Consider the following 23,693-nt stretch of genomic DNA (forward strand, 5'->3'; position numbering starts at 1 on the left):
ATCCTTCCAAGATCGGAAGGCCGCCCCATGCTCTACCCCCCGCTCTTCGCTGCGCTGCTGATTGTCGCCGAGCCGCTGCCGCTTCCCGAAATTCCCGCGCGCATCGAAACCGCGCCTGCAACGACGAGCGCGGGCGATCGCGCCGACGATCCGGCGATCTGGCGCAATCCTGAGGCCCCGGCGAAAAGCCTGATTCTTTCGACGGATAAAAAGGCGGGGATCGCGATTCACGACCTTGAAGGCCGCCTATTGCGCTTCCAGTCGCTCGGCGATCTCAACAATGTCGACCTGCGTTCCGACGTGACGATCCGAGGCCAGAAAGCGACGCTCGTCGCCGCGTCGGATCGCAGCGATCGGGATCGTCCGCGCCTGCGTCTCTTCCGCCTCGACGCCAACACGCCGCGCCTCGTCGAGATCGGGAGCGTCGATCCGCCCGAGGGGGAGGGCTATGGGCTCTGCCTCCACCGCCGCGCCGGCGGCATCGACGCCTTCATGGTCTATGAAGAGGGGGTGGTCGAACAGATCGCGCTCGATCTTTCGGGTCCCGCACCAGAGGGACACATCCTACGCCGACATGACCTTGGCAGCCGCGCAGAGGGATGCGCTGCCGATGATCGCACGGGTACGCTCTATGTTGCCGAGGACAAGGTGGCGATCTGGCGCATCGACACCGATCCCGCCCGCGCCATGGCGCCGGAGCGCTTTGCCGCTGTCGACGGAGTTCATCTTCACGACGATGTGGAGGGTCTCGCGGTCCTGCCGCGCGGCAAGGAGGGCGGCCTCCTTTTCGCCGCGAGCCAGGACGACGACAGCTTCGCAGTGTTCCGGCTGCCAGATGGTGCCTATGCGGGCGGCTTTCGCATTCGGGGCGGCGCCATCGACGGGACCGAGGATACCGACGGCATTGCCCTTGACCCGCGCGATTTCGGTTCTGATTGGTCTGGCGGCCTATTCGCCGCGCAGGACGGAAAGAACCGCGATGGCGCGGGCAAGCGCGCCCCGCAGAATTTCAAGCTGGTGCCGCTCGGCGAAATATTGCGCGCGCTGGGCCAGGATTAGAGCGGGCGATCCCGCCCGCCCGGCCTAAGCGCCGAGCGTCGCCTTCAAGAACCAGATCCGCTGCTGCGTCTCGTCGGCCCAGCTGTCGACGAGGCCGCTGGTGGCGATATCGCCTTCAGCCTCGGCCGCAGCCTTGGTCTCCTTGATCTGAGCAAGCAGGGCCTCGTTGTCCGCGGCGAGCTGTGCGATCATCGCCTCGTCATCGACCTTGGCCTTGTCATCGTCCTTGATCGACTGGCGGCGGCCAATCTCGCCGATCGAACGCAGGGTCGTCGCTCCATTCTTGCGCACACGTTCGGCAATCAGGTCGGTTGTCGCCAGAATCTGGGCGGCCTGCTCATCGAACAGAAGATGGAGCTCGCGAAAGCGCGGCCCCTCGACGTGCCAATGATAATTTTTGGTCTTGAGGTAAAGCGCGAAGCTGTCGGCGAGGAGGGCATTGAGCGCATCGGCGACGGCAGGCTGATTTTTCTTGTCCGGCATGGGAAGCTCCTTTCGATGTTCCATATAGGCTTTCGCCTTTCCTAACGCCCATGACTAGTCTTGGACGCCCTAATTGAATAAATCAATCAAACCGCCCCTTTTCATAGACCAAACGCGTTCATCGCGGCGCGCAGCCCCCAAAGCGTGAGCAGCGCGGCGCTTGCCCAGCGTACAAACTTCGCCGCTGGGCGCTGTGCGAGTGCAGGACCGAAGGCAAGAAAGGGCACGGCTGCAAATATCCACCCGGCAAGCCCGCCCGCCGCCGCCCACAGGCCCGCCCCGCTGGTCGCAGCGAGCGCGCCGATGAGAAAATGGCTGCGGTCGGCAAGCTGGACGAGCAGCAACCGCACCGCAAGCACGGGCGCGGGCGCAGTCATCGCCCGATCGTCGGCCAGGGTCAGCTGCCCGCGCCAGAGCAGCGCGGCAGCGGCGGTCAGAAGAGCGAATGCCACGAGTAGCGCGATCATGCCCTGTCCGATCACCCGGTTGGCGAACGATCCGGCGAGCGCGGCAACCAGCGCGTTGGCGACAAAACTGCCGATTGCGATACCGATCACCGCGCGCCGGTCGCTGCGCGCGCCAAGCAGGCGCGAAAGAAAGCGGCCGCTGCGCCCGTCGGCGTTGGCGAGCAGCACTGCCACCAGCGTCACCATGATCGCGTCCATCGGGTGCCTCCATCCCGCGTCCGAGCCGTGTCAGGCCCGCGGGGGTTCGCTTTGAACTAGCGATGCCCGGCGGGGCGCTCCTGCCCCAGTTTGCAAAGATACATGTCGCGGTCGGCGGCTGCGAGAATATCCGATTCGCTCATATTCGGCTGCAACATCGCAACCCCAAAACATGCCGAGAGCGATATTTCGCGTCCATCGTAGATCGCCGGGGCGGCGCTCAGAAGGTGCGACAACCGTTCGACCTGCGCCCGTGCGCCGGCCTCGCTCGACTGATCGAGGATCAGTCCGAATTCGTCGCCGCCAATGCGCGCCGCGACGTCAACCGAGCGAATCGCGCCGAGAAGCCTGTTCGCAATTTCAAGCAGCGCGAAGTCGCCCGCGGCATGACCGAAGCTATCGTTGATGAATTTCAATTGATTGACGTCGGCAAAAACGATCGCCGCCGTCTCTGCGCGGCGCTCGAAGCGGGCGATGCGCTGATGGATCGCGGTCAAGAAATAGCGGCGGTTGAACAGCGGGGTCAGCGTGTCGCGTTCGGACACGCGTTCGAGTTCGGCGACGGCGATCTTCAGGATACGGTTCTCGCGGCGCAGCGCATCGCGTTCACGGCGCAGCTCGCGAAGCTGGTCCTCGACGGAGTCGACGGGTGCGAAGTCGATCTGGTCGACCGCGATCCGCGCTCCCCCCATGCTGTCCATTCGACGCCCCCGATGCGTGCCCAAAGTGCCGCCGGCCGGATGCCGACGATCTTGTTTAGCCCGCGACGATAGCCGCGACTTCATACTAATCGGTAAACGGGGGAGGAATCGGATGGCGTTGCCCCGCCGTCCTCGACTCGCTAGGGGGTGGGGCGGCGACGGAATCGCCGGGGCAGGAGGGTTTTGAATGGACGACACGGCGCCACGCGTCGGCGTGATCATGGGCAGCCAGTCGGACTGGCCGACCATGGCGCACGCGGTCCAGATCCTCGAACAGTTCGGCATTGCACATGAGGTACGGATCGTCTCCGCTCACCGCACCCCCGACCGGCTGGTCGACTATGCGAAGGAGGCCGCGGATCGCGGGCTCCAGGCGATCATCGCCGGCGCGGGCGGCGCGGCGCACCTGCCGGGTATGGTCGCATCGATGACGCGCGTGCCGGTGCTCGGCGTTCCCGTCCAGTCGGCCGCCTTGAGCGGCATGGACAGTCTGCTCTCGATCGTCCAGATGCCCGGCGGCATCCCTGTGGCGACCTTTGCGATTGGCAAGGCGGGTGCGACCAACGCGGGCCTTTTCGCAGCAGCGCTCCTCGCGAATGCGGATCCCGATCTTGCGCAAAGGCTCGACGCCTGGCGCGCCGCGCAGACCGAAGGCGTCGCTCCCATCCCGGTTCGCGAGGGCTGATCGCAGGTGCTGCCACCCGGTTCGACGATCGGCATCCTCGGCGGAGGCCAGCTCGGCCGCATGCTCGCGCTTGCTGCAGCGCCGCTCGGCTACAAAACACATGTCTACGCGCCCGACCGGGAAAGCGTCGCGGCCGAAGTCGCAGCCCAGCACAGCCAGGCGGCGTGGGACGATGAGCCGCGTCTGGCCGCCTTTGCGGCCGCTTGCGACGCGGTGACGATCGAGTTCGAGAATGTCCCCGTTGATACGGTGCGCTTTCTCTCCGGCCATGTCGCAGTGCGCCCCGGCGCGGCCGCGCTCGAGGTCGCGCAGGATCGTCTCGCCGAGAAGCGCTTTGTTGCGGGGCTTGGGGGCCGCACCGCGCCCTTCGCCGCGGTCCCCGACCGCGGCGCACTTGATGCGGCGCTGGCTCAGATTGGTGCTCCTGCGATCCTCAAGACCGCCCGCATGGGCTATGATGGCAAGGGCCAGGCGCGTATCGCCGCCCCCGCCGACGCCGATGCCGCGTGGGAAGCGATCGGCCGACATCCCGCAATCCTCGAAGGCTTTGTCACCTTCGCGCACGAATTTTCGGTACTTCTTGCGCGCGGGATCGACGGCGAAACGCGCTTCTGGGATTCGCCCGTCAACGTCCATGAAGGCGGCATCCTCGCCACCTCGAGCCTGCCGCCGCCACGCTCCGTTCTCGACCAGCAAGATGCCGCGCGCGCGCTCATGACCCGCATCGCCGACGCGCTCGATTACGTCGGCGTTCTCACAGGGGAATTTTTCGCCACAGACGAGGGTCCCGTCTTCAACGAAATGGCGCCGCGCGTTCACAACAGCGGCCACTGGACGATCGAGGGCGCGACTACGAGCCAGTTCGCGAACCACATCCGCGCCGTCGCGGGTCTCCCGCTCGGCGATACCGCGACGCTTGCGCTCCCCGTCACGATGCGCAACCTGATCGGCCGCGCTATCGATGACATTCCCGCGCTGCTCGCTGACGATGCCGCACGCGTCCATCACTATGGCAAGTCCGTGGTTCGCGATGGCCGCAAGCTCGGTCACGTCACCTGGGTCGGAACCGCTCCCGAAGGGCCTTTATGAACCATCCCGAAATTACGTTGATCCTCGCCCGGGCCGCCAACGGCGTGATCGGCGCCGATGGAAAAATGCCCTGGCACCTCCCTGCCGACCTTCGCCGCTTCAAACAGCTTACCATGGGCCGGCCGATGATCATGGGGCGCAAGACGTTCGACAGCCTGCCCGCAGTGCTCGAGGGCCGCCGGCACATCGTTCTCACCCGCGACCACGAGTGGCAGGATGACCATGCCGAGGTTGCCCATAGTGTCGAGGAAGCGCTGCGCCTCGCAAATGCGCCGCAAGTGATGGTGATTGGCGGCGCCGAAATCTACCGCCTCTTCCTGCCGCTCGCCGACCGCCTCGAGCTCACCGAGGTTGAGCTCGAGCCTCGGGGCGACACCATTATCGACGTCCCCGATCCGGCGGAATGGCGCGAGGTTTCGCGCGAGGAGCATCCCGCCGATGAGGGGGGACGTCCCGCCTATGCTTTCGTCACGCTGGCGCGCGCAAGCGGGGGAAGGCTTCGCTGATGCGCCGGTGGGTAATCGCCATCATCGCGCTGCTTGCCATCGCGGCCGCCGCCTTCTTCCTCCTCGCCCCCGGCATGGTGGAGCGGAGCATGAACAAGGTCGAGGAAGGGTCGCTGCCTCCGGTCAGCGATCGCGCGCATGAACTCCACCGCAGCTTGACGATCGTGGACCTGCACAGCGACACCTTGATGTGGAAACGCGGTCTCCTTGCGCGCTCGGGCCAGGGCCATGTCGACCTTCCGCGGCTCGAGGAGGGCCATGTCGCCCTCCAGATCTTCTCGAGCGTCACCAAGACCCCGAAGAACCAGAATTACGACGCCAACAGCGCAGACGGGGACAATATCACGGGGCTCGTGATCGCCCAGCTGCAACCCCTGCGGACCTGGAACTCGCTGCTCGAACGCTCGCTGTGGCATGCCGAGAAGCTCGACCGCGCTGCTACAAAATCAGGCGGCCAACTCCGTGTCGTCGCAAATCCCGTCGATTTGAACGCGCTGCTCGCTGCTCGCCGAGGGGGAAAGGCCGCCCCGGTCGGCGCGCTGCTCAGTATCGAAGGGCTGCAGGATCTTGAAGGGGACATCGCCAATCTGGACAAGCTTTACGCTGCGGGTTTTCGGATGGCGGGGCTCACCCATTTTTTCGACAATGAACTCGCCGGCTCGATGCACGGGATCCAGAAGGGCGGACTTACCCCGCTCGGCCGCCGCGTGGTACGCGCGATGGAGGCAAAGGGGATGATCATCGATCTTGCCCACCTCAGCCACGCGGGGGTCGCAGAGGTGCTGAAGATGGCGCGCCGGCCCGTGGTTTCAAGCCATGGCGGCGTGCAGGGCACGTGCCGCGTCAACCGCAACCTTAGCGACGCCGAGATTCGCGGAGTCGCCGCAACCGGCGGCCTCATCGGTATCGGCTATTGGGACGCCGCGGTGTGCGACACCTCGCCTGCCGGAATCGCAAAGGCGATGAAACATGTCCGCGATCTCGTCGGCGTCGAGCATGTCGCGCTCGGCAGCGACTATGATGGCGCGACTACCGTCCGCTTCGACACGTCCAAGCTGGTACAGGTGACGCAGGCGCTCATCGACGCGGGCTTTACCGACAATGAAATTCGCTCCGCAATGGGGGGCAACGCGATCCGTGTCCTGCGCGCAGGGATCGCACCGTTGGATAGCCGAGGCGCAGCGACGCAATGACCGCGACCCGCCTCGACGGCCATGACCGGATCGCCGGGCCCTTGCGCGGCGGCGTCATCGCGCTCGGTAATTTCGATGGCTTCCACGCCGGGCATCAGGCGGTCGTCGGCCGCGCCGTCCATCATGCGCAGGATGACGGGCGCCCGTGTATTGTCGCGACCTTTGATCCGCATCCGGTACGCTTCTTCAAACCCGGCACTCCCCCTTTCCGTCTGACGACGCTCGACCAGAGGCAGGAGCTCTTCGGCGCAGCCGGCGCCGATGCGATGTTGGTCCTCCCCTTCGACGCCGCGATGGCAGGCACGAGAGCTGAAGACTTCATCACCGACATCCTCCTCGATCGCTACGGCGCCGCAGGGGTGGTCACCGGCGCCGATTTCGTCTTCGGTAAAGGGCGCGGCGGCGATGTCGTAACGTTGGCCGACCATGCCCGCCGCCACGGCTTCTTCACCGAAATGGTCGCTCCCGTCGACGAGGGCGGGGAGACCATCTCGTCGAGCCGCATTCGCGAGGCGCTTCAGGCCGGTGACTGCGCGACCGCAGAGCGCCTCCTCACCCGCCCCTTCACCGTGCGGGGAATTGTCCAGCACGGCGACAAGAACGGCCGCCTGCTCGGGTTTCCAACCGCGAACATCGACATGGGCAATTATCTTCGTCCTCGCTATGGCATCTATGCGGTCACCGGGCGCCTTCCAGGCGGCCGCCTTCTCAAAGGCGCGGCGAACCTCGGCATCCGCCCAAGCTTCGATCCACCGAAGGAGTTGCTCGAACCCCATTTTTTCGATTTTTCGTGCGACCTTTACGGGCAGGTGGTCGACGTCGCCTTCCACGCTTTCATTCGCGGCGAAGAAAAATTCGACAATATGGACGCGCTGACCGCGCAGATTGCGGCCGATTGCAATGCTGCACGGGCTTTGCTCGCGGATATTTGACCTTCGGCGAAGGGCTGCAAACGGGGGGACGGCATGAGCGAGACCACGAGCGACGATTGGGCGGCCGGCCTTGAAGGCCCGAAGAAAAAGCCGCTCACGCGCACCGCGAAATTCCTGCTCTGGCTCTTTGGTCTCCTCGTCGCATGGCTCACGCTCTCCAATGCGAGCTGGCTCGCCCCCGATCCCACCGGCAAGCGCACCCTGATTGCGCATCGCGGCGTGTCGCAGCTCTTCGATCATGCGGGCGTCACCGACACGACCTGCACTGCAGCGCGCATCTATCCGCCCGAGCATCCCTATATCGAAAGCAGCCTGCGATCGCTGCGCGCAGCGGTCGGCCGCGACGCTGGGATGATCCAGTTCGACGTGGCCGCAACGAAGGACGGGCGGCTCGCTGTCTTTCACGACCGGACGCTCGATTGCCGCACCGATGGCAAGGGGTCGATTCGCAATCGCACGATGGCTGAGCTCAAGGCGCTCGACATCGGCTATGGCTACACCGCCGATGGCGGCAGGACCTTTCCGCTGCGCGGGACTGGTGTCGGCCTGATGCCGAGCCTAGATGAGATCCTCGACGACCTTGGCCACCTGCCGATGGTGATCCGTTTCAGGTCACGCGATCCGAGGGAAGCCGAACTCGCGCTCGCCGCCTTCGCGCGTGCCGGCATCGAAGCGAACCAGCCGCGCTTCGCCTTCTTTGGCAACGCGCGCGTGCTCGGGCCGATCCGTACGAAAGCCCCGAAGGCGTGGGCAATGGACCCTGCAAGCGCCAGGCGCTGCACCAGCGACTATATCAAGTTCGGCTGGTCAGGCTGGTTCCCGGCCAGTTGCGCGGGCGGGACCATCGTCGTGCCGCTGGACCGCCAATGGGCCTTTTGGGGATGGCCTGACCGCCTGCAGGCGCGCGCCGCCGAACATGGCGCCCGCCTTCTCCTCGTCGGTCCGCGCGGTGACAAGCATGCGGGCATGGGTCTGTCGCGGGTCGGGCAGCTCACCCGCATCCCTGCAAGCTTTACCGGCTATGTCTGGATCGACGACATCTTCAACCTCGGCCCTGCCCTTCGCCCGCGGCAGAAATAGGGCGTCCGCTGCGCGGACCATCTCTTTTCCCCGGGACCGGGGCTGCCGCGACGAAGCCGCTTTCGGACCGCTCCCAATTTCTTTGCTCGCACGCGAAACTGCGCTAAGCGCCGCGCACCATGACTGACAGCGCACCCGCCCAAGAGACGCGAGATTATCGCGACACCGTCTTCCTGCCCAAGACCGGCTTTCCGATGAAGGCCGGACTCCCGCAGAAGGAGCCGGCGATTCTCGCCAAATGGCTCGAGCAGAATCTTGAAGGACAGATCCGCGAAAGTCGCAAGGACCGGGCACAGTTCATCCTCCATGACGGCCCGCCCTACGCCAATGGCGACATGCACATCGGCCATGCGCTTAACCACATCCTCAAGGACATGGTCGTCCGCACCCAGACGCTGAAGGGCAAAGACGCGCCCTATGTCCCCGGCTGGGACTGCCACGGTCTTCCGATCGAGTGGAAGGTCGAGGAGCAGTATCGCAAGAAGAAGCTCAACAAGGACGAAGTGCCCGTCGAGGAATTCCGCGCCGAGTGCCGCGCCTACGCGCAGCATTGGGTCGACGTTCAGCGTGAGCAGCTGAAGCGCCTCGGAATCGGCGGCGATTGGAGCCATCCCTACCTTACGATGGATTTCGACGCAGAGGCGACGATCGTCCGCGAGCTTCTCAAATTCGCCGAAAGCGGTCAGCTCTACCGCGGCGCGAAGCCGGTGATGTGGTCTCCGGTCGAAAAGACCGCGCTCGCTGAGGCCGAAGTCGAATATGAAGACATCACCTCAACCCAGATCGACGTCGCGTTCGAGATCACGGAGAGCCCGATCGCCGAACTGGTCGGCGCGCGTGCCGTCATCTGGACCACGACGCCGTGGACCATCCCCGTCAACCAGGCTTTGGCCTATGGTCCGGACGTTCTCTACGGCCTCTATGAACATCAGGACGGACGAAGATATCTGCTGTCGGCCGAGCTGAAAAATCACGTCAGCGACCGCTGGCTCGAAGATGCACACCAGATCGCCAGCTGGTATGGCCGTGACCTTGCTGGCACCATCGCCCGCCATCCGATGTACGCCCTCGGCGGCTTTTTCGCACGTCCGCGCCCCTTCCTCGCAGGCGATTTCGTCACCACCGACAGCGGCACGGGCCTTGTCCATATGTCGCCCGACCACGGCGAGGATGACTTCGACCTCTGCAAGGCGAACGGGCTCGATCCCGTGTTCGCGGTCGAGGGCGACGGCAAATATCGCGCCGACTGGGAATGGCTCGGCGGACAAGGCAGCGTGATCAACCCGAAGTTCAACGCCCCCGATGGCCCGATCTGCAGCGACCTGCGCAAGGCTGGTGCGCTCCTCGCGGCGTCGGCGGACTATACGCATAGCTATCCGCACAGCTGGCGTTCCAAGGCCAAGGTCATCTATCGCTGCACCCCGCAATGGTTCGTGCCGATGGACAAGCGCGTCGATCACGACACACCGCGTTGCGCTGCCGAGGCACAAATCCGTGCCCATCAGGGCGATGGCGAGACGCTGCGCGAAACGGCGATGCGCGCGATCGCCGATACGCGCTTCGTGCCCGCCAAGGGGCGCAACCGCATCGGCTCGATGGTCGAAACGCGCCCCGACTGGGTCTTGAGCCGCCAGCGCGCCTGGGGCGTGCCGATCACCCTGTTTGTGAACCGCAAGACAGGCCAGTATCTGAATGATCCTGCGGTCAACGACCGCATCGTTGCCGCGATTCGCGCGGGCGGGGTCGACGCATGGAGCGACGCACGCGCGCAGGAGTATCTCGGCGATCAATATGACGCCGCCGATTTTGAGCGGATCACCGACATTCTGGACGTCTGGTTCGATTCAGGTTCGACTCACGCGTTTGTGCTCGAAAGCGGCAAATGGCCCGCGCTCGTCCGCCGCGATGGTTCAACACACCCCGCCGACCTCTATCTTGAAGGGTCGGATCAGCATCGCGGCTGGTTCCAGTCGTCGCTGCTCGAAAGCTGCGGCACGCGCGGCCGCGCGCCCTATAAATCCGTGCTGACCCACGGCTTCACCATGGACGCCAAGGGCATGAAAATGTCGAAGTCGCTCGGCAATACGATCAGCCCGGTCGACCTGATGCGCGACTATGGCGCCGATATCCTCCGCCTGTGGGCGCTCTCGGTCGATTTCACCGAGGATCACCGCATCGGCAAGGAGATTCTCGCCGGTGTGGCCGACCAGTATCGAAAGCTCAGAAACACGTTCCGTTACCTTCTGGGTGCGCTCGACGGCTTTACTGACGCTGAGCGCGTCACCGACGTCGCCGCGATGCCTGAGCTTGAGCGATACATGCTCGCTCTCCTCGCCGATCTCGACGCGAAGCTGGCGCGCGCGGTCGATGATTTCGACTTCAACGCCTACACCCGCCTCCTCGCCGATTTCTGCAACGAGGATCTGTCGGCCTTCTATTTCGACATCCGCAAGGACCGGCTCTATTGCGACATCAACCCCGCGACTGGCGTACAAACCCTGGAGCGCGCGGCCTACCGAACCGTCCTTGACACTCTCTTCCACGCCCTCGTGCGCTATGCCGCGCCGGCGCTGGTATTCACCAGCGAGGAAGTATGGGGTACGCGCTATCCCGATGCGGGCAGCGTCCATCTTCTCGAATGGCCCGAACTTCCAGCGCTCGCGGGCGCGACCGGGGGGCTTGTCGAAAAGTGGACCCAGGTGCGCGCCGTTCGCGCGCTCGTGACCGAGCGCATCGAACCGCTGCGCCGCGAGAAGATCATCCGCTCCAGCCTCGAAGCCGAAGTCTGGCTGCCTGACGATGCCGGCGACGTCGACCTTGAAGAAGTGTTCATCACCTCGACTGTTCACAAGGGAGACTGGGACGTAAGGCGCACCGAAAGCCACAAATGCGGCCGCTGCTGGCGCCACCTGCCCGAGGTCGAGGACGACGGTGCCTTGTGCAATCGCTGTGACACGGTATTGGACGGACAATGACCGGCAAACGCTCCCCGCACCTGCGCTTCGGCCTTATCGTCGCCGCGCTCGCCTTTCTCGCCGACCAGATCAGCAAATGGATCGTGATCGTCCCGCTGTCACTCGAGCCCAAGCGCGTGATGGAGCTGCTGCCTTTCTTCAATCTGACCTGGGCAGAGAATTGCGGCATCTCGCTGTCGATGTTCTCGCGCTGCGATGACACCCAGCGCTGGACCCTCGTCGCGGTGACCGCGCTTGTCGCGATTGCAGTCGCGGTGTGGATGATGCGCGAGAAGGCGCGTGGCGACGTGTTCGCGCTCGCGCTGATCCTCGGCGGCGCACTCGGCAACATTCTCGACCGCATCCGCCACGGCTTTGTCGTCGACTTCGCTGACCTTCATTTCGGCACCTTCCGCCCCTTCCTCATTTTCAACGTCGCCGATGCGTGCATCACAATCGGCGTGCTTTTGCTGGTTGCGCGAGCGCTGCTCTTGCGCGAAAAGGCGCCAGCGACGCCCGCTTCGCCCAGCGATGCGGCCGCCACCGACTAACGGGGCGCATCAGGAGAGTTTTTACGTGAACCGGACCACCGCTATCCTATCCGCTGCCCTCGCCGCGACGACCCTGTCGGCCTGCGGATCGAACAGCCTCTTCAGTCGCGACCGCCCCGACGAATTCGCGGTGTCGCGCCAGGCGCCGCTCGTCGTGCCGCCCGACTTCGCGCTTGTCCCGCCCGCGCCCGGCGCAGCACGCCCTGGCAATGATTCGACCGCCGAGCAGACGCTCCGCGCGCTCTTCGGCGGCGCCTCGCCGCGCAGCGCGACCGAAACCTCGATTATCGGCGCCGCTGACGGCGGGCGCGCCGCGCCCGGCATCCGCAGCGAGGTAGGAAGCCCCGAAACCCAGGTCGTCGACAAGGGCCTCGCCACCCGCGACATCATCGCCGCCCCCGAAGGCGACGGCCGCGACGCCTCGGCTGCCATTCCAGGGACTTGAACCTCTTCTTGAGGTCGTGGCTCGCGTTAGCCTTCCCGCACGCTCATGGCGAGCGGACTATACCGCGGGGGCTTCCCTTCGTCTCACGAACATGGCGAAGCTTGGGCTATCGCTATCCAACCGACCTAAGCCCGCGCCCCAGCCTCTTCCACACCTGCGCTGTTGTGCCGTAGCGCCTTAAGCACCGTGTCGACAATCTGCGGCGCGTTGAGACCCGCGGCCTCATATTGCGCCTCGGGCTTGTCCTGGTCCTGGAAGATGTCGGGCAGCCGCATCGTGCGCAGCTTCAGCCCTGCGTCGATCAGTCCCTCGTCACTCGCCAGCGTCAGCACATGGGCGCCGAGCCCACCGATGCTGCCCTCCTCGATGGTCACGCATATCTCGTGGCTCGCGAGCGTCTTGCGGATCAGCTCCTCGTCGAGCGGTTTGGCGTAGCGCAAATCGATCACGCTCGTCGAAAGCCCGCGCGCTTCGAGCGTGTCGGCCGCCTTCAGCGCCTCGGCAAGCCGCGTACCAAGCGACAGGATCGCAACCGCCTTGCCGTGCCGCACCACGCGGCCTTTCCCGATCTCGAGCTTTTGCGGAACCTCCGGCAGCGACACCCCGGTGCCTCCCCCGCGCGGATAGCGAAAGGCGATTGGCCCGTCGTCATATTCAGCCGCCGTATAGGTCATATGCACGAGTTCGGCCTCGTCGGCCGCAGCCATGACGACCATATTGGGGAGCGTTGCGAGATAGGTGATGTCGAACGAGCCGGCATGCGTCGCCCCGTCAGCACCGACAAGGCCCGCACGGTCGATTGCAAAGCGAACGGGAAGGTTCTGAATCGCCACATCGTGCACGACCTGGTCGTAGGCGCGCTGAAGGAAGGTCGAATAAATCGCCGCGAACGGCCGCATCCCCTGCGCAGCGAGCCCCGCGGCGAAGGTCACGGCATGCTGCTCGGCGATGCCGACGTCGAATGTCCGCTCAGGGTGAAGCTTTGCAAATTTGTCGACTCCGGTCCCCGACGGCATCGCTGCCGTGATCGCGACGATACGCTTGTCGGTCTGGGCGAGCTTCGCCAGGGTCTCACCGAAGACATTTTGATAGGCGGGCGGGCCCGGGGGCGATTTCGCCTGCTCGCCGGTGATCACGTCGAACTTCTGGACGCCGTGATATTTGTCTGCGGCGGCTTCGGCGGGAGCATAGCCCTTGCCCTTCTTGGTCACCGCATGGATCAGCACCGGGCCGTGTTCGCTGTCGCGCACATTTTCGAGCACCGGGATCAGATGATCGAGATTATGCCCGTCAATCGGCCCGACGTAATAGAACCCCAGCTCCTCGAACAGCGTCCCTCCCATTGCCATGCCGCGCGCGAACTCATCGGTCCTGCGCGCCGCCTTGTGCAGTGGTTCCGGGAGTTTTCGCGCAAAGCGCCGCGCGATCTCGCGCAGTTCGAGAAAAGGCCGAGACGAGACCAGCCGCGCCAGATAGGCTGAAAGACCGCCCACCGGCGGCGCGATCGACATATCATTGTCGTTGAGGATGACAATCAGCCGGTTGCCCGCCTGCTGCGCATTGTTCATCGCTTCATAGGCCATGCCCGCCGACATGGACCCGTCGCCAATCACCGCGATCGCACGACCGGGTTCGTCCTTCAGCTTGCTTGCGATCGCAAAGCCCAGCGCGGCACTGATCGAGGTCGACGAATGCGCAGCGCCGAACGGGTCATATTCGCTCTCGCTGCGCTTGGTGAAGCCTGAAAGCCCGCCGCCCTGCCGCAAGGTGCGAATGCGGTCGCGGCGCCCGGTAATGATCTTGTGGGGATAGCATTGGTGCCCGACGTCCCACACCAGCTTGTCGCGCGGCGTGTCGAACACATAATGGATGGCTACCGTCAGCTCGACGACGCCCAGCCCCGACCCCAGGTGCCCCCCGGTCGTGCCGACCGCGCTGATCATCTCGGCGCGCAGCTCGTCAGCGAAGGAGCGGAGCTGTTCGGGTTTCAGTTTGCGGAGGTCTGCGGGGACATCCACCGTGTCGAGCAGCGGCGTATGCGGAACGTCGGTCATCCGCAGCTCATACCGGTAACGGCAGATACTGTCGAACGAAAAGCCGTCCTGGGCTCTTCGTTTCAGCCCAGAGGATCAGTCCTCGCCCTCATTGGGTTCGCTCGCCTCCTTGCCCCGCTTTGTCGCCTCGACCTGCGCATAAAGCCCGCGCACCATGAGGTCAGTGAACACCAGCATGACCCCGAGCATGCCGACGAGCAGTGCCACCGCGGCCACAGGAAACGGGCCCAACGTCAGGATCGCACCGCGCCGCATCGCGAGCGCCAGCAGCGCAGCGGAGGCCATTAGCGCATAGCCGGCAAGGCGCGGCGTGCGGTTCATTCGGAACCGAATGCCGTGTCGCGGCATAGAGAGGCGAAGAGTCTGTATTGGTGCACGAAAGCCACGATGGCGGGAAAAGTACGCGGCCGCAAGGCGCGGCCTTTGCATCGGCCGGACGATCTCTTACACCCCTGTACAAAGGGGCAATAACATAGGACCGCAATTGCCGATGGACACCCCCGTCTCCCACGCCGACCGCCGCCCTGCTCCTGCTCTTCTCACCGCGATACTCTGCGCCGCAGCCCTCGCCGCCGCGGCGACGGCACACGCGAGGGACAGCGGCCCCGACACCGATCTTTCAGTGCCAGACGCCGCTGGGGCCGCACCCGCGCTGGTGCCGGTGATCCCTGCGCCCGCCAGTCATTTTCAGGATAGCGAGGTCGATCAGGACATATTGCTGCCCCCGGCGCGGCCGCAGGATGACGACCCGGACCGCAAATGGTCACGCGACTATCTCGCCCTCGCGGCCGGCGTCGTCACCGTCCCGAGCTATTTGGGGTCGGACCAGCGCGCCGTGATTCCTGGATTTTACCTGCGCGGCCGGCTGTCGGGCTTTTCCTTCTCGACCCGGGGCACCAATTTGCAGGTCGACCTGATCCGCCAGCGGCGCGGCCAACGTGTCGACTGGAAGCTCGGCCCGATCATCAATCTCCGGAGCGACCGTACCGGGCGCATCAAGGATCCGCAGGTGGAAGCGCTCGGCGAGCGCAAACTGGCGGTAGAGGCAGGCATTTCGGCGGGGGTCACCTATTCAGGCCTGATCACGAGCAAATATGATCAGATCGGCTTTCGGGTTGTCGCACTCAAGGATATCTCCGGGCGCCACGGCAGCTGGCTCGCCTCGCCGACAATCGAATATGGCACCCCCATTTCAAAGCGGGCCTATGTCGGACTGTCGGCGTCGGTGAACGTCTACGGCAAGGGCTTCGGGGACTATTATTTCGACATCGACCAGGCGGGCAGCGATGTGAGCGGGCTGCCGGTCTATGATGGCGCTGGTCGCAAGGCGACCGCTGGCAAATATACGATCGGCGCGGCGGGCGCCTATTCGCTTTCGGGCGACCTGCGCAAAGGCTTCGTGCTGATCGGCGGCGTTCAATATGGACGCGTGGCAAGCCGCTACGCCGCCTCGCCGATCGTTCGTATTGCAGGTGATGCCGATCAGTGGATCGGAGGCGCGGGCATCGCCTATCAATTCTAGCGAGCGTGAGCGAGGGCTGCGCGGCTTTTTGCAAGACCTTCCAATCAGAAGCTTCTTTCGGCGACCAGCGCAAGCGGGGACAAGCGCGCGTGCCCGCAGCAGAGCGTCATTAACAGCCAACAACGCCCCGCGCCTTTGCCTTCATCATGTTTCTGGCCGGAGTCGGCATCCCGGTCCTCGCCGCCCTGAACGGAGGGCTTGGGACACGGCTCGGCAGTCCAATGGCGGCCTTTTGTCATCCTCTTCGCAACCGCGCTGCTCAGGGCACCTGCAGGTGCCGCGGCGACGGCATCGCTCGGCGCCGTTCGGCTGTCGGCGACTGCGCCGCCGCAATTTACTTCGGCGGATTCTTCGTCGTCTTCTATGTGATCGCGGTGACCTTCATTACCCCGCGCTTCGGGGCCTTTCGGCCCGGAAATGCAGACCCCGCCGACGCGCATGGACAGCGTATCGCGGGCGTCCTATAAGGCCCCATCCCCGGGGAGCCTGTGTGCAGAAACAGGTTGAGAGCGGAACAAGCCGCGACCCGTTGAACCTGATCCGGGTAATACCGGCGGAGGGAGGGTCGGTGTTCCGAACGCGGAATCCCCATTCTCGCTCCGAAGCCCTTGGAGAGAGACATGGCCGACATCGATTCCCGCATTGAAGCCGCTGATCCGATCGGCGTAACGACTGGCCCGATTCGGGGCAGCCGCAAGATCCATGTCGCCTCACCCACGGGCAGCGGCATCCGTGTCGCGATGCGCGAAATACTACTCGAACCCTCGTCGGGCGAGTCCCCAGTGCGCGTCTACGATACGAGCGGCCCCTACACCGACCCTAATGCAAGCATCGACATCGCTAAGGGGCTTTCTGAACTGCGCGCGGCGTGGATCCGGGCGCGCGGCGACGTCGAGGAAGTGACCCAGCGCGAGGTGCGGCCCGAGGACAACGGCCAGCTCGGCCCCGACCGTTCGGGCGGCGTCCCCGCCTTTCCCAATGTCCGCAAGAAAGTTCTTCGCGCCAGGCCCGGCGCAAACGTCAGCCAGATGCACTATGCCCGCCGCGGCATCATCACGCCCGAGATGGAATATGTCGCAACGCGCGAGAATCTCGGCCGCGAGCGCCTCGCTGAATATATTCGCGATGGCCAGGACTGGGGCGCGAGCATCCCCGACTATGTCACCCCCGAATTCGTACGAGAAGAAGTTGCCCGTGGCCGCGCGATCATTCCGTCGAACATCAACCACCCCGAAAGCGAGCCGATGGCGATCGGCCGAAATTTCCTCGTGAAGATCAACGCGAATATCGGCAACAGCGCGGTCGCCTCGGACGTCGCCTCCGAAGTCGACAAGATGGTCTGGTCGATCCGTTGGGGCGCCGACACCGTCATGGACCTCTCGACGGGACGCAACATCCACGATACGCGCGAATGGATCATCCGCAACTCGCCCGTCCCGATCGGCACCGTCCCCATCTATCAGGCGCTCGAAAAGGTCGGCGGCATCGCCGAGGAACTGACGTGGGAAATCTTCCGCGACACGCTCATTGAACAGGCCGAACAGGGCGTCGACTATTTTACCATCCATGCTGGCGTCCGTCTGCCCTACGTCCCGCTTGCCGCAAAGCGCGTCACCGGCATCGTCAGCCGGGGCGGCAGCATCATGGCGAAATGGTGTCTTGCGCATCACAAGGAAAGCTTCCTCTACGAACGCTTCGACGAGATTACCGAGATCATGAAGGCCTATGACATCGCCTATTCACTCGGCGACGGCCTGCGCCCCGGAAGTATCGCCGACGCGAACGACGAGGCGCAGTTCGCCGAGCTTTACACACTGGGCGAGCTCACCAAGCGCGCGTGGGATCAGGATGTCCAGGTGATGATCGAGGGGCCGGGCCATGTCCCGATGCACAAGATCAAGGAGAATATGGACAAGCAACTCGAAGCGTGCGGCGAGGCGCCTTTCTATACGCTTGGCCCCCTCACCACCGACATCGCGCCGGGTTATGACCATATCACCAGCGGCATCGGCGCCGCGATGATCGGCTGGTACGGGACGGCGATGCTCTGTTATGTCACCCCCAAGGAGCATTTGGGGCTGCCCGACCGCGACGATGTGAAGGTCGGTGTGGTCACCTACAAGCTTGCCGCCCACGCCGCCGACCTCGCCAAGGGCCATCCCGCCGCCAAGGTCCGCGACGACGCGCTATCGAAAGCGCGGTTCGAATTCCGCTGGCGCGACCAGTTCAATCTCAGCCTCGACCCCGACACGGCCGAGCAATATCATGACCAGACCCTTCCCGCGGAAGGTGCCAAGACCGCCCACTTCTGCAGTATGTGCGGCCCCAAATTCTGCTCGATGAAGATCAGCCAGGAAGTCCGCGAGTTCGCCAAGCTGCAAAATCAGGACAGCGCGGGCTTCATCGCGGCTGAAGAGGCCGAAAAGGGCATGGCGCAAATGAGCGAGGTCTATGAGGAGACGGGCCGCGAGCTGTATATGGGCGCGGGTGGCCGGGAGCATGATTGAGGGCCGCTGAGGGCTTGGTGGGGGGGCCGTCCACGCTCGAAAATCCTTCAATCCGCCCGCTGGAAATGCGCGCCATGCGATGTCGAGCATGAAGCCAAGTTCGGCTTCGGCTCGCCCGCGCCGGACTATTGGGGCAAGGCCCGCCATGTCATCCCCGAGCGGCTGCCGGAACTTTACGCGGAATATGGCCGCGCCCCCGACTTGGACTGATCGCAGCTTCAAGGTTGATGCGCTGCCGTCACAGTTCAAATGGAGGCCGAGCGGCCAGCTTCAATGCGCCGCGCCGAACGGTTCGGGCCGACGGTCCCGCAAATGCTCGAACGAGGATTCACCGCGCCAGGCGCGCTCATGGAAGAAAAACGCCACCGCGTTGACCATGGGTTCGATCAGCGCGATTCCGCTGGCAACGGCGAAAGACCCGGTCAGCAGATACGCCACCGTGAATCCCACCGAGAGGTGAAGCACGAGAAAACTGAGTGTCTTGGCGACCTCTCGGGAATAGACGTGTGGCATGAACGGGACTTTATTGCAAATGCTACGCAATACTATTTGAAAGTGCCCCTGTGTGTGATCGATGCGAGCGATGAAGGGCGTCGCGCAATCTCCAGCCGTCGGCACGCCGGTTGTCGCAGATTGCTTTCCTCCCAGGCGCCCCGGCCGGCCGCGCTCGTTGCAAGATGCTAAGGGTAGGGCGACGAATAAATGCCCCCCATGAAAGCGAGGCTCCGCATGACAGACTCCGACACCCCCGCCGCAACCGGTCCAGACGCCGGCGCGGTCTTCTATCACGGCACCCGCGCTGACCTATCCGTCGGCGACCTGCTCGCCCCGGGGCGCGCGAGCAATTATGCCGACGGCGCCCCGCTCTCGTGGATCTATTTTTCCGCCGCGCTCGAATCGGCGGTCTGGGGCTGCGAGCTCGCGTCGGGCGACGGCCGCGAGCGCATCTATATCGTCGAGCCGACCGGCGATTGGTTCGACGATCCGAACCTCACCGACAAGAAATTTCCTGGTAACCCGACCCGCAGCTATCGCAGCCGTGCGCCGCTACGAATCGTGGGAGAGGTCGAAAGCTGGACTTCGCACCCGCCCGAGGCGCTTGCGGCGATGAAAGAGGGCATCGCCCGGCTGCGCGCGGAGGGAAAGAACGTCATCATCGACTGACCGATTCCCTTTCCCGCTTGCCCGGACAACTGCTCTGGCGCCACGAATTTGCTATATCTCCACCTCGGCCGCCGCCGCGCGCTCGATCGCGCCGCGCCAATGCGGGCGTGCGGGCAGGCCGAATAGCTCGCCGAGCGCGACCTCAATTGCGTCGGCGGCGAGAAATCGCCGCTCGGTGGCGCCGTTGGCGCGGCGGATCGTCAGCCGGTTATCGCGCAGCGCATAGCGTGCCTCAGCCGTCGTCCGCGCCACGATCAGTTGATGGCGAAAATGCGAGTCAGGATGAGTCGAGGTGTACCAGTTGGCGACGGTGTAATCGATCGCGGGCGGCACCGCCTCGTCGATGACATAGACCGGAAGCCAATCGCCGCCGGCCGCGAGGCGCACGCTCCATTGATCACCGCGCCGCACGATGCGGTAGCTCTCGTGCGGCGTCGGCTGCGGCGCCTCGCTGTCCATGGCAAGCGGCGAAGGGGGCACCGCCGACCCGAAGCCCACGTCAGCAAGCCACGGCCGTCCGCTGATTCGCACGCGCAGCACCATATGGCTGCGCGGCGCTGGCGGGGCGCCGGAAGGCTGCATCCAGCGCACCCGGCCGAGCAGCCCCTCGGCATCGAAGCCGATCGCGCGGAGCGCGCGGAGGAACAGGCCGTTCTGCTCGAAGCAATAGCCGCCGCGCCCGCAATCGATGAGCTTCGCATCGACCGCGTCGGGGTCGATGTCGACCGCGCCGTCGACCAGCGCGTCGAAGGCCTCGAAGGGGATCGCGGCAAGATGCGCCGCCTGAAGCGCCTGCAGCACATCCAGCGTCGGCGCGATCGGACCGGCATAGTCGATGCGCGCCAGATAGCGGCGTAGGAAAGGGTCGGTTGCGGGCGCCGGAACGGCGTCGCTCTCGTTCGTCAGAGGGCGGTATAGCATAAGCGGGGAGCTCCGTCTCGCGAATCACTGCCCACCCTTATGAAAGCTCAACGGCGCTTGAGGTCAAGCGCCCCCTTGCGGACGCGGGGAGACGGAACTCCCGACCGACTGGCGGGTCTATTCACCGGGGTCCATTGCCGGCTTGCCCCTCCTCTGGGCATTGCACACCGGCGAAGACAGGAGAGACCTTTTCATGAAATTGCTCCCCCTCCTCTCGCTCGCCGCCGCGACAGCGCTCGCCGGCGGCTGCGCCTCGACAGGCGGATATGGATATGACGATGGCGGCTACGGCTATTACGACAGCGCCTATTACGACCGCTACGGGCGGTATGATTACAACAACCCCGACCCTCGCTACGGCGGCTATTATGCGGACAACTACTATCGCAGCGACCGTCGCTACCGCGAGCGCCGGCTGAATAATGCCGACCGTGTCTATCGCGGGCGCGACGGCCGTTACTATTGCCGCCGTTCTGACGGTACCACCGGTCTGATCGTCGGCGGGATTGCCGGCGGGGCGCTCGGCAACGTCATCGCGCCCGGCGATTCCAAGACGCTGGGGACCGTACTTGGCGCGATCGGCGGCGCGGTTGCCGGCCGAGCGATTGATCGCGGCGGCAACAAGGACGTGCGCTGTCGCTAAGCCTTCCGGCGGCGGCGACGCGATGGCATAATCACCAAAAGGGAGATGATCGCCATGACCCACCGCCGCCTGTTCACTCTCGCCGCCCTGACCACCCTGACGCTCGCCGCATGCGGAGATGGCCGGAGAAGGGCCGATGCATCCGAAACCCCGGCCGCCAAGAGCAAAGCCGCAGCGCCGTCCTCTGCGCCGCAAGCCGACACGGGCCTTCAAGCCTATGTCGACCATTTCCCGTTCGATGTCGTGAACGGGGTCGCCTGGAACGACCATCCGGCGGTCAAAGCCGGCCTTGCGAAGACCGTCACCAATGCCGAGATACGCCGCACAATCGAAACGCTTGCGGGACCCTCGGCACCGATTGAAAGGCATGAAGGCAAGCTCATGTCCTGGGCGTGTGAGGCGCATAATTGCGGCCCACACCAGTGGTCGGTGCTCATCGATCCATCGAACGGCGCGACGGACGTCTGCTATTATAACGAGAGCGTCAACGGGTCCCGCGCGCACTGGTTCTTCGCCGCCGGAACCGAGCAATGGCGCGACGGGAACTGCCAGTTTGGGGAGGATTGATGTTCGTCGCTGCCTATTGGTGGAAAGTGCATCCGGGCAAAGAGGATCAGTTCCGCGCCGCTTGGCGCCGCGGAACAGAGCTTATCCGCGCGAAATATGGCTCGCTCGGCTCGCGCCTCCACCGCGAGGTGGGGCCCGCGGAAACAGCGCGCTTCATCGGCATTGCCGAGTGGCCGGACCACGCCACGTGGAAAGCGGCGTACGATGCCAAGATGGCCTATGACGAACCCGCCACGCGCGCGGCCTTCCTCGACGCGATCGCCGAGGCAGGCGATGCGCCGCTGCTGCTGCTCGAGGTCACCGATGATCTCACCGACCCTGCGGTAAAGGATCAATAGATCGCGCGCTCGCGCCGCACGGCCGCCCTGCCGTCCTTCCAGTCGATCTCCGACGCGGGTTCTTCGGGATTTCCGGCAGCAAACAGCTCGTAGATGACGGTGCCATCCTCCTGCATGCTTTCGATAACCCGCACCGGCTCGAACGCATCGGGCGCAGCGCGCGCTGCGGCGATGACGGGTGCCGGCGCCTCCGCCCAGCGGATGTCGCGCTGCACCTCGACGATAGTGAAGCGCCCCTTGTCTTCGAGGAGGTCAAGCTCAACTTCGCTGCCGTCCGGTCGCGTACCTTCGACATCGTAGAAGATCATTCCGTCGCGCTGCTTGCGTTCGGCGCCCGTGATTGTCATGCCCGGCACGCGGCTGAGCACCGCCTCGCGTACGCCAGCGGGCAGATTCGCTGCCGCGACCGCGTCAATCTGGGCCTCGGGACCTGAGGGCAGCACCGCACTCGCCTCGCCCCGGGCCTCGGACTGGTCGGAGGGTGCGCCGCACGCCGCCGTCAAGAGAATCGCCAGCGTCGCTGCCAATTGCCTGCGCATCGTCGATCTCCTGCCATTGGGGTAACCGATGTCATCCTGGGCGAAACGCGCGGCCGAGTCCAATTTCCGAACGGCGAGATCGAAAGCCCGGTGCCGCGCAGGCGCCGGAGCGCGCGCGGATGGACTGGGAAGCGCTGCCCGCGCCTTGCGGCCTGCGCCTAGTCGGAGAGACTATGCGTGAGAGTGATCTTGCAATTGAGGAGTTTCGAGATCGGGCAGGTCGCCTCCGCATCCGCAGCGAGGCTTGCAAATTCTTCCGCCGCGATCCCCGGGATGGTCGCGGTCAGCGTCAGCGCCGATTTCGTCACCTGGAAACCATCTCCGTCGCGCTCGAGTGTCACGTCCGCGCGCGTGTCCAGCTGGCCATGCGAATGGCCGGCTCGCGCCAGAGCGAAGGAGAGGGCCATGGTGAAGCAGGCAGCGTGTGCCGCCGCGATCAGTTCCTCGGGGTTGGTGCCAGGCCCATCCTCGAAGCGCGATGCAAAGCCATAAGGTTCGCCGTCGAGCGCACCGCGCTTGGTCCAGAGATGCCCCTTGCCATCCTTGCCGAAGCCTTCGTAGCGGGCGCTTGCGCTGTTCACGGTCATTCCTCATCTCCTCCGGTTCGGCGCGAAACCCGCGTCACGCCCGCACGATCGAGTTCGGGGCCCAGCCGCCCCGCCAGCCACAGTCGCCACATGCGAAAATCGGCCGCGAGGCTCCAGAGCGGATAGGTGAATGTCGCGGGCCGGTTCTTTTCGACCGCGAAGTGCGCAAGCCAGGCAAAGAAATAACCCGCGACGGGAAGAGCCGCGAGCCACCACCAGCTCGCTGTCAAGACGGCCGCGAGCGCGATCATCGCGACGAGACTCGTCCCGGCATAGTGCAGCGCCCGTGTCGAAGGCTTGCTATGCTCGCGCAGGTAGAAAGGCCAGAAATCGGCGAAGCTCGTGTAGGTTCGCGCCATGCGGCAAGCATGCGGACATGAGGAGGCGGGGTCAAGAGTATTGGGCGAAGGGGACAGGGCTATCGCATTTGACCGAGGATGGTTTTGGCGAAGGCGTTGGACCATCCGGAGCGTTTGCGTTTTCTCCTGATGGAGATATCGGGTCTTGC

Annotated in this window: 27 protein-coding genes and 1 riboswitch; of the genes, 17 read left to right on the forward strand and 10 right to left on the reverse strand. The window is 64.7% G+C overall.

The genetic code is table 11. The features are described from left to right. Nucleotides 1–27: 27 nt before the first annotated feature. A complete protein-coding gene (locus B5X69_RS16475; protein WP_176141647.1) occupies nucleotides 28–1,059 on the forward strand; it encodes a phytase in 1,032 nt (343 codons plus the stop codon). A 24-nt stretch (nucleotides 1,060–1,083) separates the two neighbouring features. Here B5X69_RS16475 and B5X69_RS16480 read toward each other — a convergent pair whose 3' ends face one another. The 3 genes from B5X69_RS16480 to B5X69_RS16490 all read right to left on the reverse strand — a co-directional run bounded on the left by B5X69_RS16480 (nucleotide 1,084) and on the right by B5X69_RS16490 (nucleotide 2,908). Further along, nucleotides 1,084–1,542 carry a Dps family protein gene (locus B5X69_RS16480; RefSeq protein WP_079639717.1) on the reverse strand — a complete coding sequence of 153 codons (459 nt, stop codon included), beginning with the start codon at nucleotides 1,540–1,542 and terminating at the stop codon, nucleotides 1,084–1,086. A gap of 101 nt (nucleotides 1,543–1,643) precedes the next feature. Beyond that, a complete protein-coding gene (locus B5X69_RS16485; RefSeq protein ID WP_079639688.1) occupies nucleotides 1,644–2,207 on the reverse strand; it encodes a hypothetical protein in 564 nt (187 codons plus the stop codon). 56 nt (nucleotides 2,208–2,263) lie between these two features. Further along, nucleotides 2,264–2,908, reverse strand: coding sequence for a GGDEF domain-containing protein (locus B5X69_RS16490; RefSeq protein ID WP_079639689.1), 645 nt, complete (start codon nucleotides 2,906–2,908; stop codon nucleotides 2,264–2,266). Between the two features lie 187 nt (nucleotides 2,909–3,095). Between B5X69_RS16490 and purE the strand changes: the two genes are divergently transcribed. The 9 genes from purE to B5X69_RS16535 all read left to right on the forward strand — a co-directional run bounded on the left by purE (nucleotide 3,096) and on the right by B5X69_RS16535 (nucleotide 12,343). Then, nucleotides 3,096–3,593: a 5-(carboxyamino)imidazole ribonucleotide mutase gene (purE, locus tag B5X69_RS16495; RefSeq protein ID WP_079639690.1), complete on the forward strand. Its 498-nt coding sequence runs from the start codon at nucleotides 3,096–3,098 to the stop codon at nucleotides 3,591–3,593. Between the two features lie 6 nt (nucleotides 3,594–3,599). Next, a complete protein-coding gene (locus B5X69_RS16500; RefSeq protein ID WP_079639691.1) occupies nucleotides 3,600–4,682 on the forward strand; it encodes a 5-(carboxyamino)imidazole ribonucleotide synthase in 1,083 nt (360 codons plus the stop codon). Then, nucleotides 4,679–5,188, forward strand: coding sequence for a dihydrofolate reductase (locus B5X69_RS16505; protein ID WP_079639692.1), 510 nt, complete (start codon nucleotides 4,679–4,681; stop codon nucleotides 5,186–5,188). Before B5X69_RS16500 ends, B5X69_RS16505 begins: the two co-directional genes overlap by 4 nt. Beyond that, nucleotides 5,188–6,381: a dipeptidase gene (locus B5X69_RS16510; protein ID WP_079639693.1), complete on the forward strand. Its 1,194-nt coding sequence runs from the start codon at nucleotides 5,188–5,190 to the stop codon at nucleotides 6,379–6,381. The genes B5X69_RS16505 and B5X69_RS16510 overlap by 1 nt, the downstream gene beginning before the upstream one ends. Next, the gene (locus B5X69_RS16515) at nucleotides 6,378–7,313 is read left to right on the forward strand and encodes a bifunctional riboflavin kinase/FAD synthetase (RefSeq protein ID WP_079639694.1); all 936 of its coding nucleotides are present in this window, start codon (nucleotides 6,378–6,380) and stop codon (nucleotides 7,311–7,313) included. Before B5X69_RS16510 ends, B5X69_RS16515 begins: the two co-directional genes overlap by 4 nt. 33 nt (nucleotides 7,314–7,346) lie before the next feature. Beyond that, nucleotides 7,347–8,393 carry a glycerophosphodiester phosphodiesterase family protein gene (locus B5X69_RS16520; protein WP_079639695.1) on the forward strand — a complete coding sequence of 349 codons (1,047 nt, stop codon included), beginning with the start codon at nucleotides 7,347–7,349 and terminating at the stop codon, nucleotides 8,391–8,393. Nucleotides 8,394–8,512: 119 nt separating this feature from the next. After that, entirely contained in the window at nucleotides 8,513–11,368 is a 2,856-nt protein-coding gene (ileS, locus tag B5X69_RS16525; RefSeq protein WP_079639696.1) for an isoleucine--tRNA ligase, read from the forward strand. Then, the gene (lspA, locus tag B5X69_RS16530) at nucleotides 11,365–11,898 is read left to right on the forward strand and encodes a signal peptidase II (RefSeq protein WP_079639697.1); all 534 of its coding nucleotides are present in this window, start codon (nucleotides 11,365–11,367) and stop codon (nucleotides 11,896–11,898) included. The genes ileS and lspA overlap by 4 nt, the downstream gene beginning before the upstream one ends. Nucleotides 11,899–11,923: 25 nt before the next feature. Beyond that, the gene (locus tag B5X69_RS16535; RefSeq protein WP_053555399.1) at nucleotides 11,924–12,343 is read left to right on the forward strand and encodes a DUF3035 domain-containing protein; all 420 of its coding nucleotides are present in this window, start codon (nucleotides 11,924–11,926) and stop codon (nucleotides 12,341–12,343) included. A 125-nt stretch (nucleotides 12,344–12,468) separates the two neighbouring features. Here the strand turns inward: B5X69_RS16535 and dxs are convergent, their stop codons facing one another. Together dxs and B5X69_RS16545 are read right to left on the reverse strand one after the other, a co-directional pair. Next, nucleotides 12,469–14,397: a 1-deoxy-D-xylulose-5-phosphate synthase gene (gene dxs / locus B5X69_RS16540; protein WP_079639698.1), complete on the reverse strand. Its 1,929-nt coding sequence runs from the start codon at nucleotides 14,395–14,397 to the stop codon at nucleotides 12,469–12,471. Nucleotides 14,398–14,472: 75 nt separating this feature from the next. Next, complete coding sequence (locus B5X69_RS16545) at nucleotides 14,473–14,718, reverse strand: hypothetical protein (RefSeq protein ID WP_079639699.1); 246 nt, start codon at nucleotides 14,716–14,718, stop codon at nucleotides 14,473–14,475. 169 nt (nucleotides 14,719–14,887) lie between these two features. On the opposite strand from B5X69_RS16545, the gene B5X69_RS16550 reads away from it, so the two are divergent. From B5X69_RS16550 to thiC, 3 genes are all read left to right on the forward strand, one after another. Further along, nucleotides 14,888–15,919 carry a MipA/OmpV family protein gene (locus B5X69_RS16550; protein ID WP_176141649.1) on the forward strand — a complete coding sequence of 344 codons (1,032 nt, stop codon included), beginning with the start codon at nucleotides 14,888–14,890 and terminating at the stop codon, nucleotides 15,917–15,919. Between the two features lie 146 nt (nucleotides 15,920–16,065). Further along, a complete protein-coding gene (locus B5X69_RS16555) occupies nucleotides 16,066–16,386 on the forward strand; it encodes a DMT family transporter (RefSeq protein WP_079639701.1) in 321 nt (106 codons plus the stop codon). Nucleotide 16,387: 1 nt separating this feature from the next. Further along, nucleotides 16,388–16,498, forward strand: a riboswitch (TPP riboswitch). Between the two features lie 41 nt (nucleotides 16,499–16,539). After that, complete coding sequence (gene thiC / locus B5X69_RS16560; RefSeq protein WP_079639702.1) at nucleotides 16,540–18,426, forward strand: phosphomethylpyrimidine synthase ThiC; 1,887 nt, start codon at nucleotides 16,540–16,542, stop codon at nucleotides 18,424–18,426. Nucleotides 18,427–18,696: 270 nt separating this feature from the next. Here thiC and B5X69_RS16565 read toward each other — a convergent pair whose 3' ends face one another. Then, complete coding sequence (locus B5X69_RS16565) at nucleotides 18,697–18,939, reverse strand: DUF2061 domain-containing protein (protein ID WP_079639703.1); 243 nt, start codon at nucleotides 18,937–18,939, stop codon at nucleotides 18,697–18,699. Between the two features lie 216 nt (nucleotides 18,940–19,155). Here B5X69_RS16565 and arr point away from each other — a divergent pair, with 216 nt between their 5' ends. Continuing rightward, nucleotides 19,156–19,590: an NAD(+)--rifampin ADP-ribosyltransferase gene (arr, locus tag B5X69_RS16570; RefSeq protein ID WP_079639718.1), complete on the forward strand. Its 435-nt coding sequence runs from the start codon at nucleotides 19,156–19,158 to the stop codon at nucleotides 19,588–19,590. Between the two features lie 51 nt (nucleotides 19,591–19,641). Here the strand turns inward: arr and B5X69_RS16575 are convergent, their stop codons facing one another. Next, the gene (locus tag B5X69_RS16575) at nucleotides 19,642–20,511 is read right to left on the reverse strand and encodes an arylamine N-acetyltransferase family protein (RefSeq protein ID WP_079639704.1); all 870 of its coding nucleotides are present in this window, start codon (nucleotides 20,509–20,511) and stop codon (nucleotides 19,642–19,644) included. 193 nt (nucleotides 20,512–20,704) lie between these two features. Here B5X69_RS16575 and B5X69_RS16580 point away from each other — a divergent pair, with 193 nt between their 5' ends. Genes B5X69_RS16580 through B5X69_RS16590 form a run of 3 tightly spaced genes read left to right on the forward strand, consistent with a single transcriptional unit; the run spans nucleotide 20,705 to nucleotide 22,059 of the window. After that, nucleotides 20,705–21,154 (forward strand): glycine zipper 2TM domain-containing protein, encoded by a 450-nt coding sequence (locus B5X69_RS16580; protein ID WP_079639705.1) that lies wholly within the window; start codon nucleotides 20,705–20,707, stop codon nucleotides 21,152–21,154. Nucleotides 21,155–21,208: 54 nt separating this feature from the next. Continuing rightward, on the forward strand, nucleotides 21,209–21,721 hold the full coding sequence (locus B5X69_RS16585) for a hypothetical protein (protein WP_139375836.1): 513 nt from the start codon (nucleotides 21,209–21,211) through the stop codon (nucleotides 21,719–21,721). Then, the gene (locus B5X69_RS16590) at nucleotides 21,721–22,059 is read left to right on the forward strand and encodes an antibiotic biosynthesis monooxygenase family protein (RefSeq protein WP_079639707.1); all 339 of its coding nucleotides are present in this window, start codon (nucleotides 21,721–21,723) and stop codon (nucleotides 22,057–22,059) included. Before B5X69_RS16585 ends, B5X69_RS16590 begins: the two co-directional genes overlap by 1 nt. On the opposite strand, the gene B5X69_RS16595 is transcribed toward B5X69_RS16590, so the two are convergent. The 3 genes from B5X69_RS16595 to B5X69_RS16605 all read right to left on the reverse strand — a co-directional run bounded on the left by B5X69_RS16595 (nucleotide 22,053) and on the right by B5X69_RS16605 (nucleotide 23,544). Beyond that, nucleotides 22,053–22,598, reverse strand: a complete 546-nt coding sequence (locus tag B5X69_RS16595) for a hypothetical protein (protein WP_217699144.1) — start codon at nucleotides 22,596–22,598, stop codon at nucleotides 22,053–22,055. The two genes, B5X69_RS16590 and B5X69_RS16595, sit on opposite strands and share 7 nt — an antisense overlap. Nucleotides 22,599–22,756: 158 nt before the next feature. Next, nucleotides 22,757–23,185 carry an OsmC family protein gene (locus tag B5X69_RS16600; RefSeq protein WP_079639708.1) on the reverse strand — a complete coding sequence of 143 codons (429 nt, stop codon included), beginning with the start codon at nucleotides 23,183–23,185 and terminating at the stop codon, nucleotides 22,757–22,759. After that, entirely contained in the window at nucleotides 23,182–23,544 is a 363-nt protein-coding gene (locus B5X69_RS16605; protein ID WP_079639709.1) for an Mpo1-like protein, read from the reverse strand. The genes B5X69_RS16600 and B5X69_RS16605 overlap by 4 nt, the downstream gene beginning before the upstream one ends. Between the last annotated feature and the right edge of the window lie 149 nt (nucleotides 23,545–23,693).

Source organism: Sphingopyxis flava, from assembly GCF_900168005.1.
GTDB lineage: Bacteria > Pseudomonadota > Alphaproteobacteria > Sphingomonadales > Sphingomonadaceae > Sphingopyxis > Sphingopyxis flava.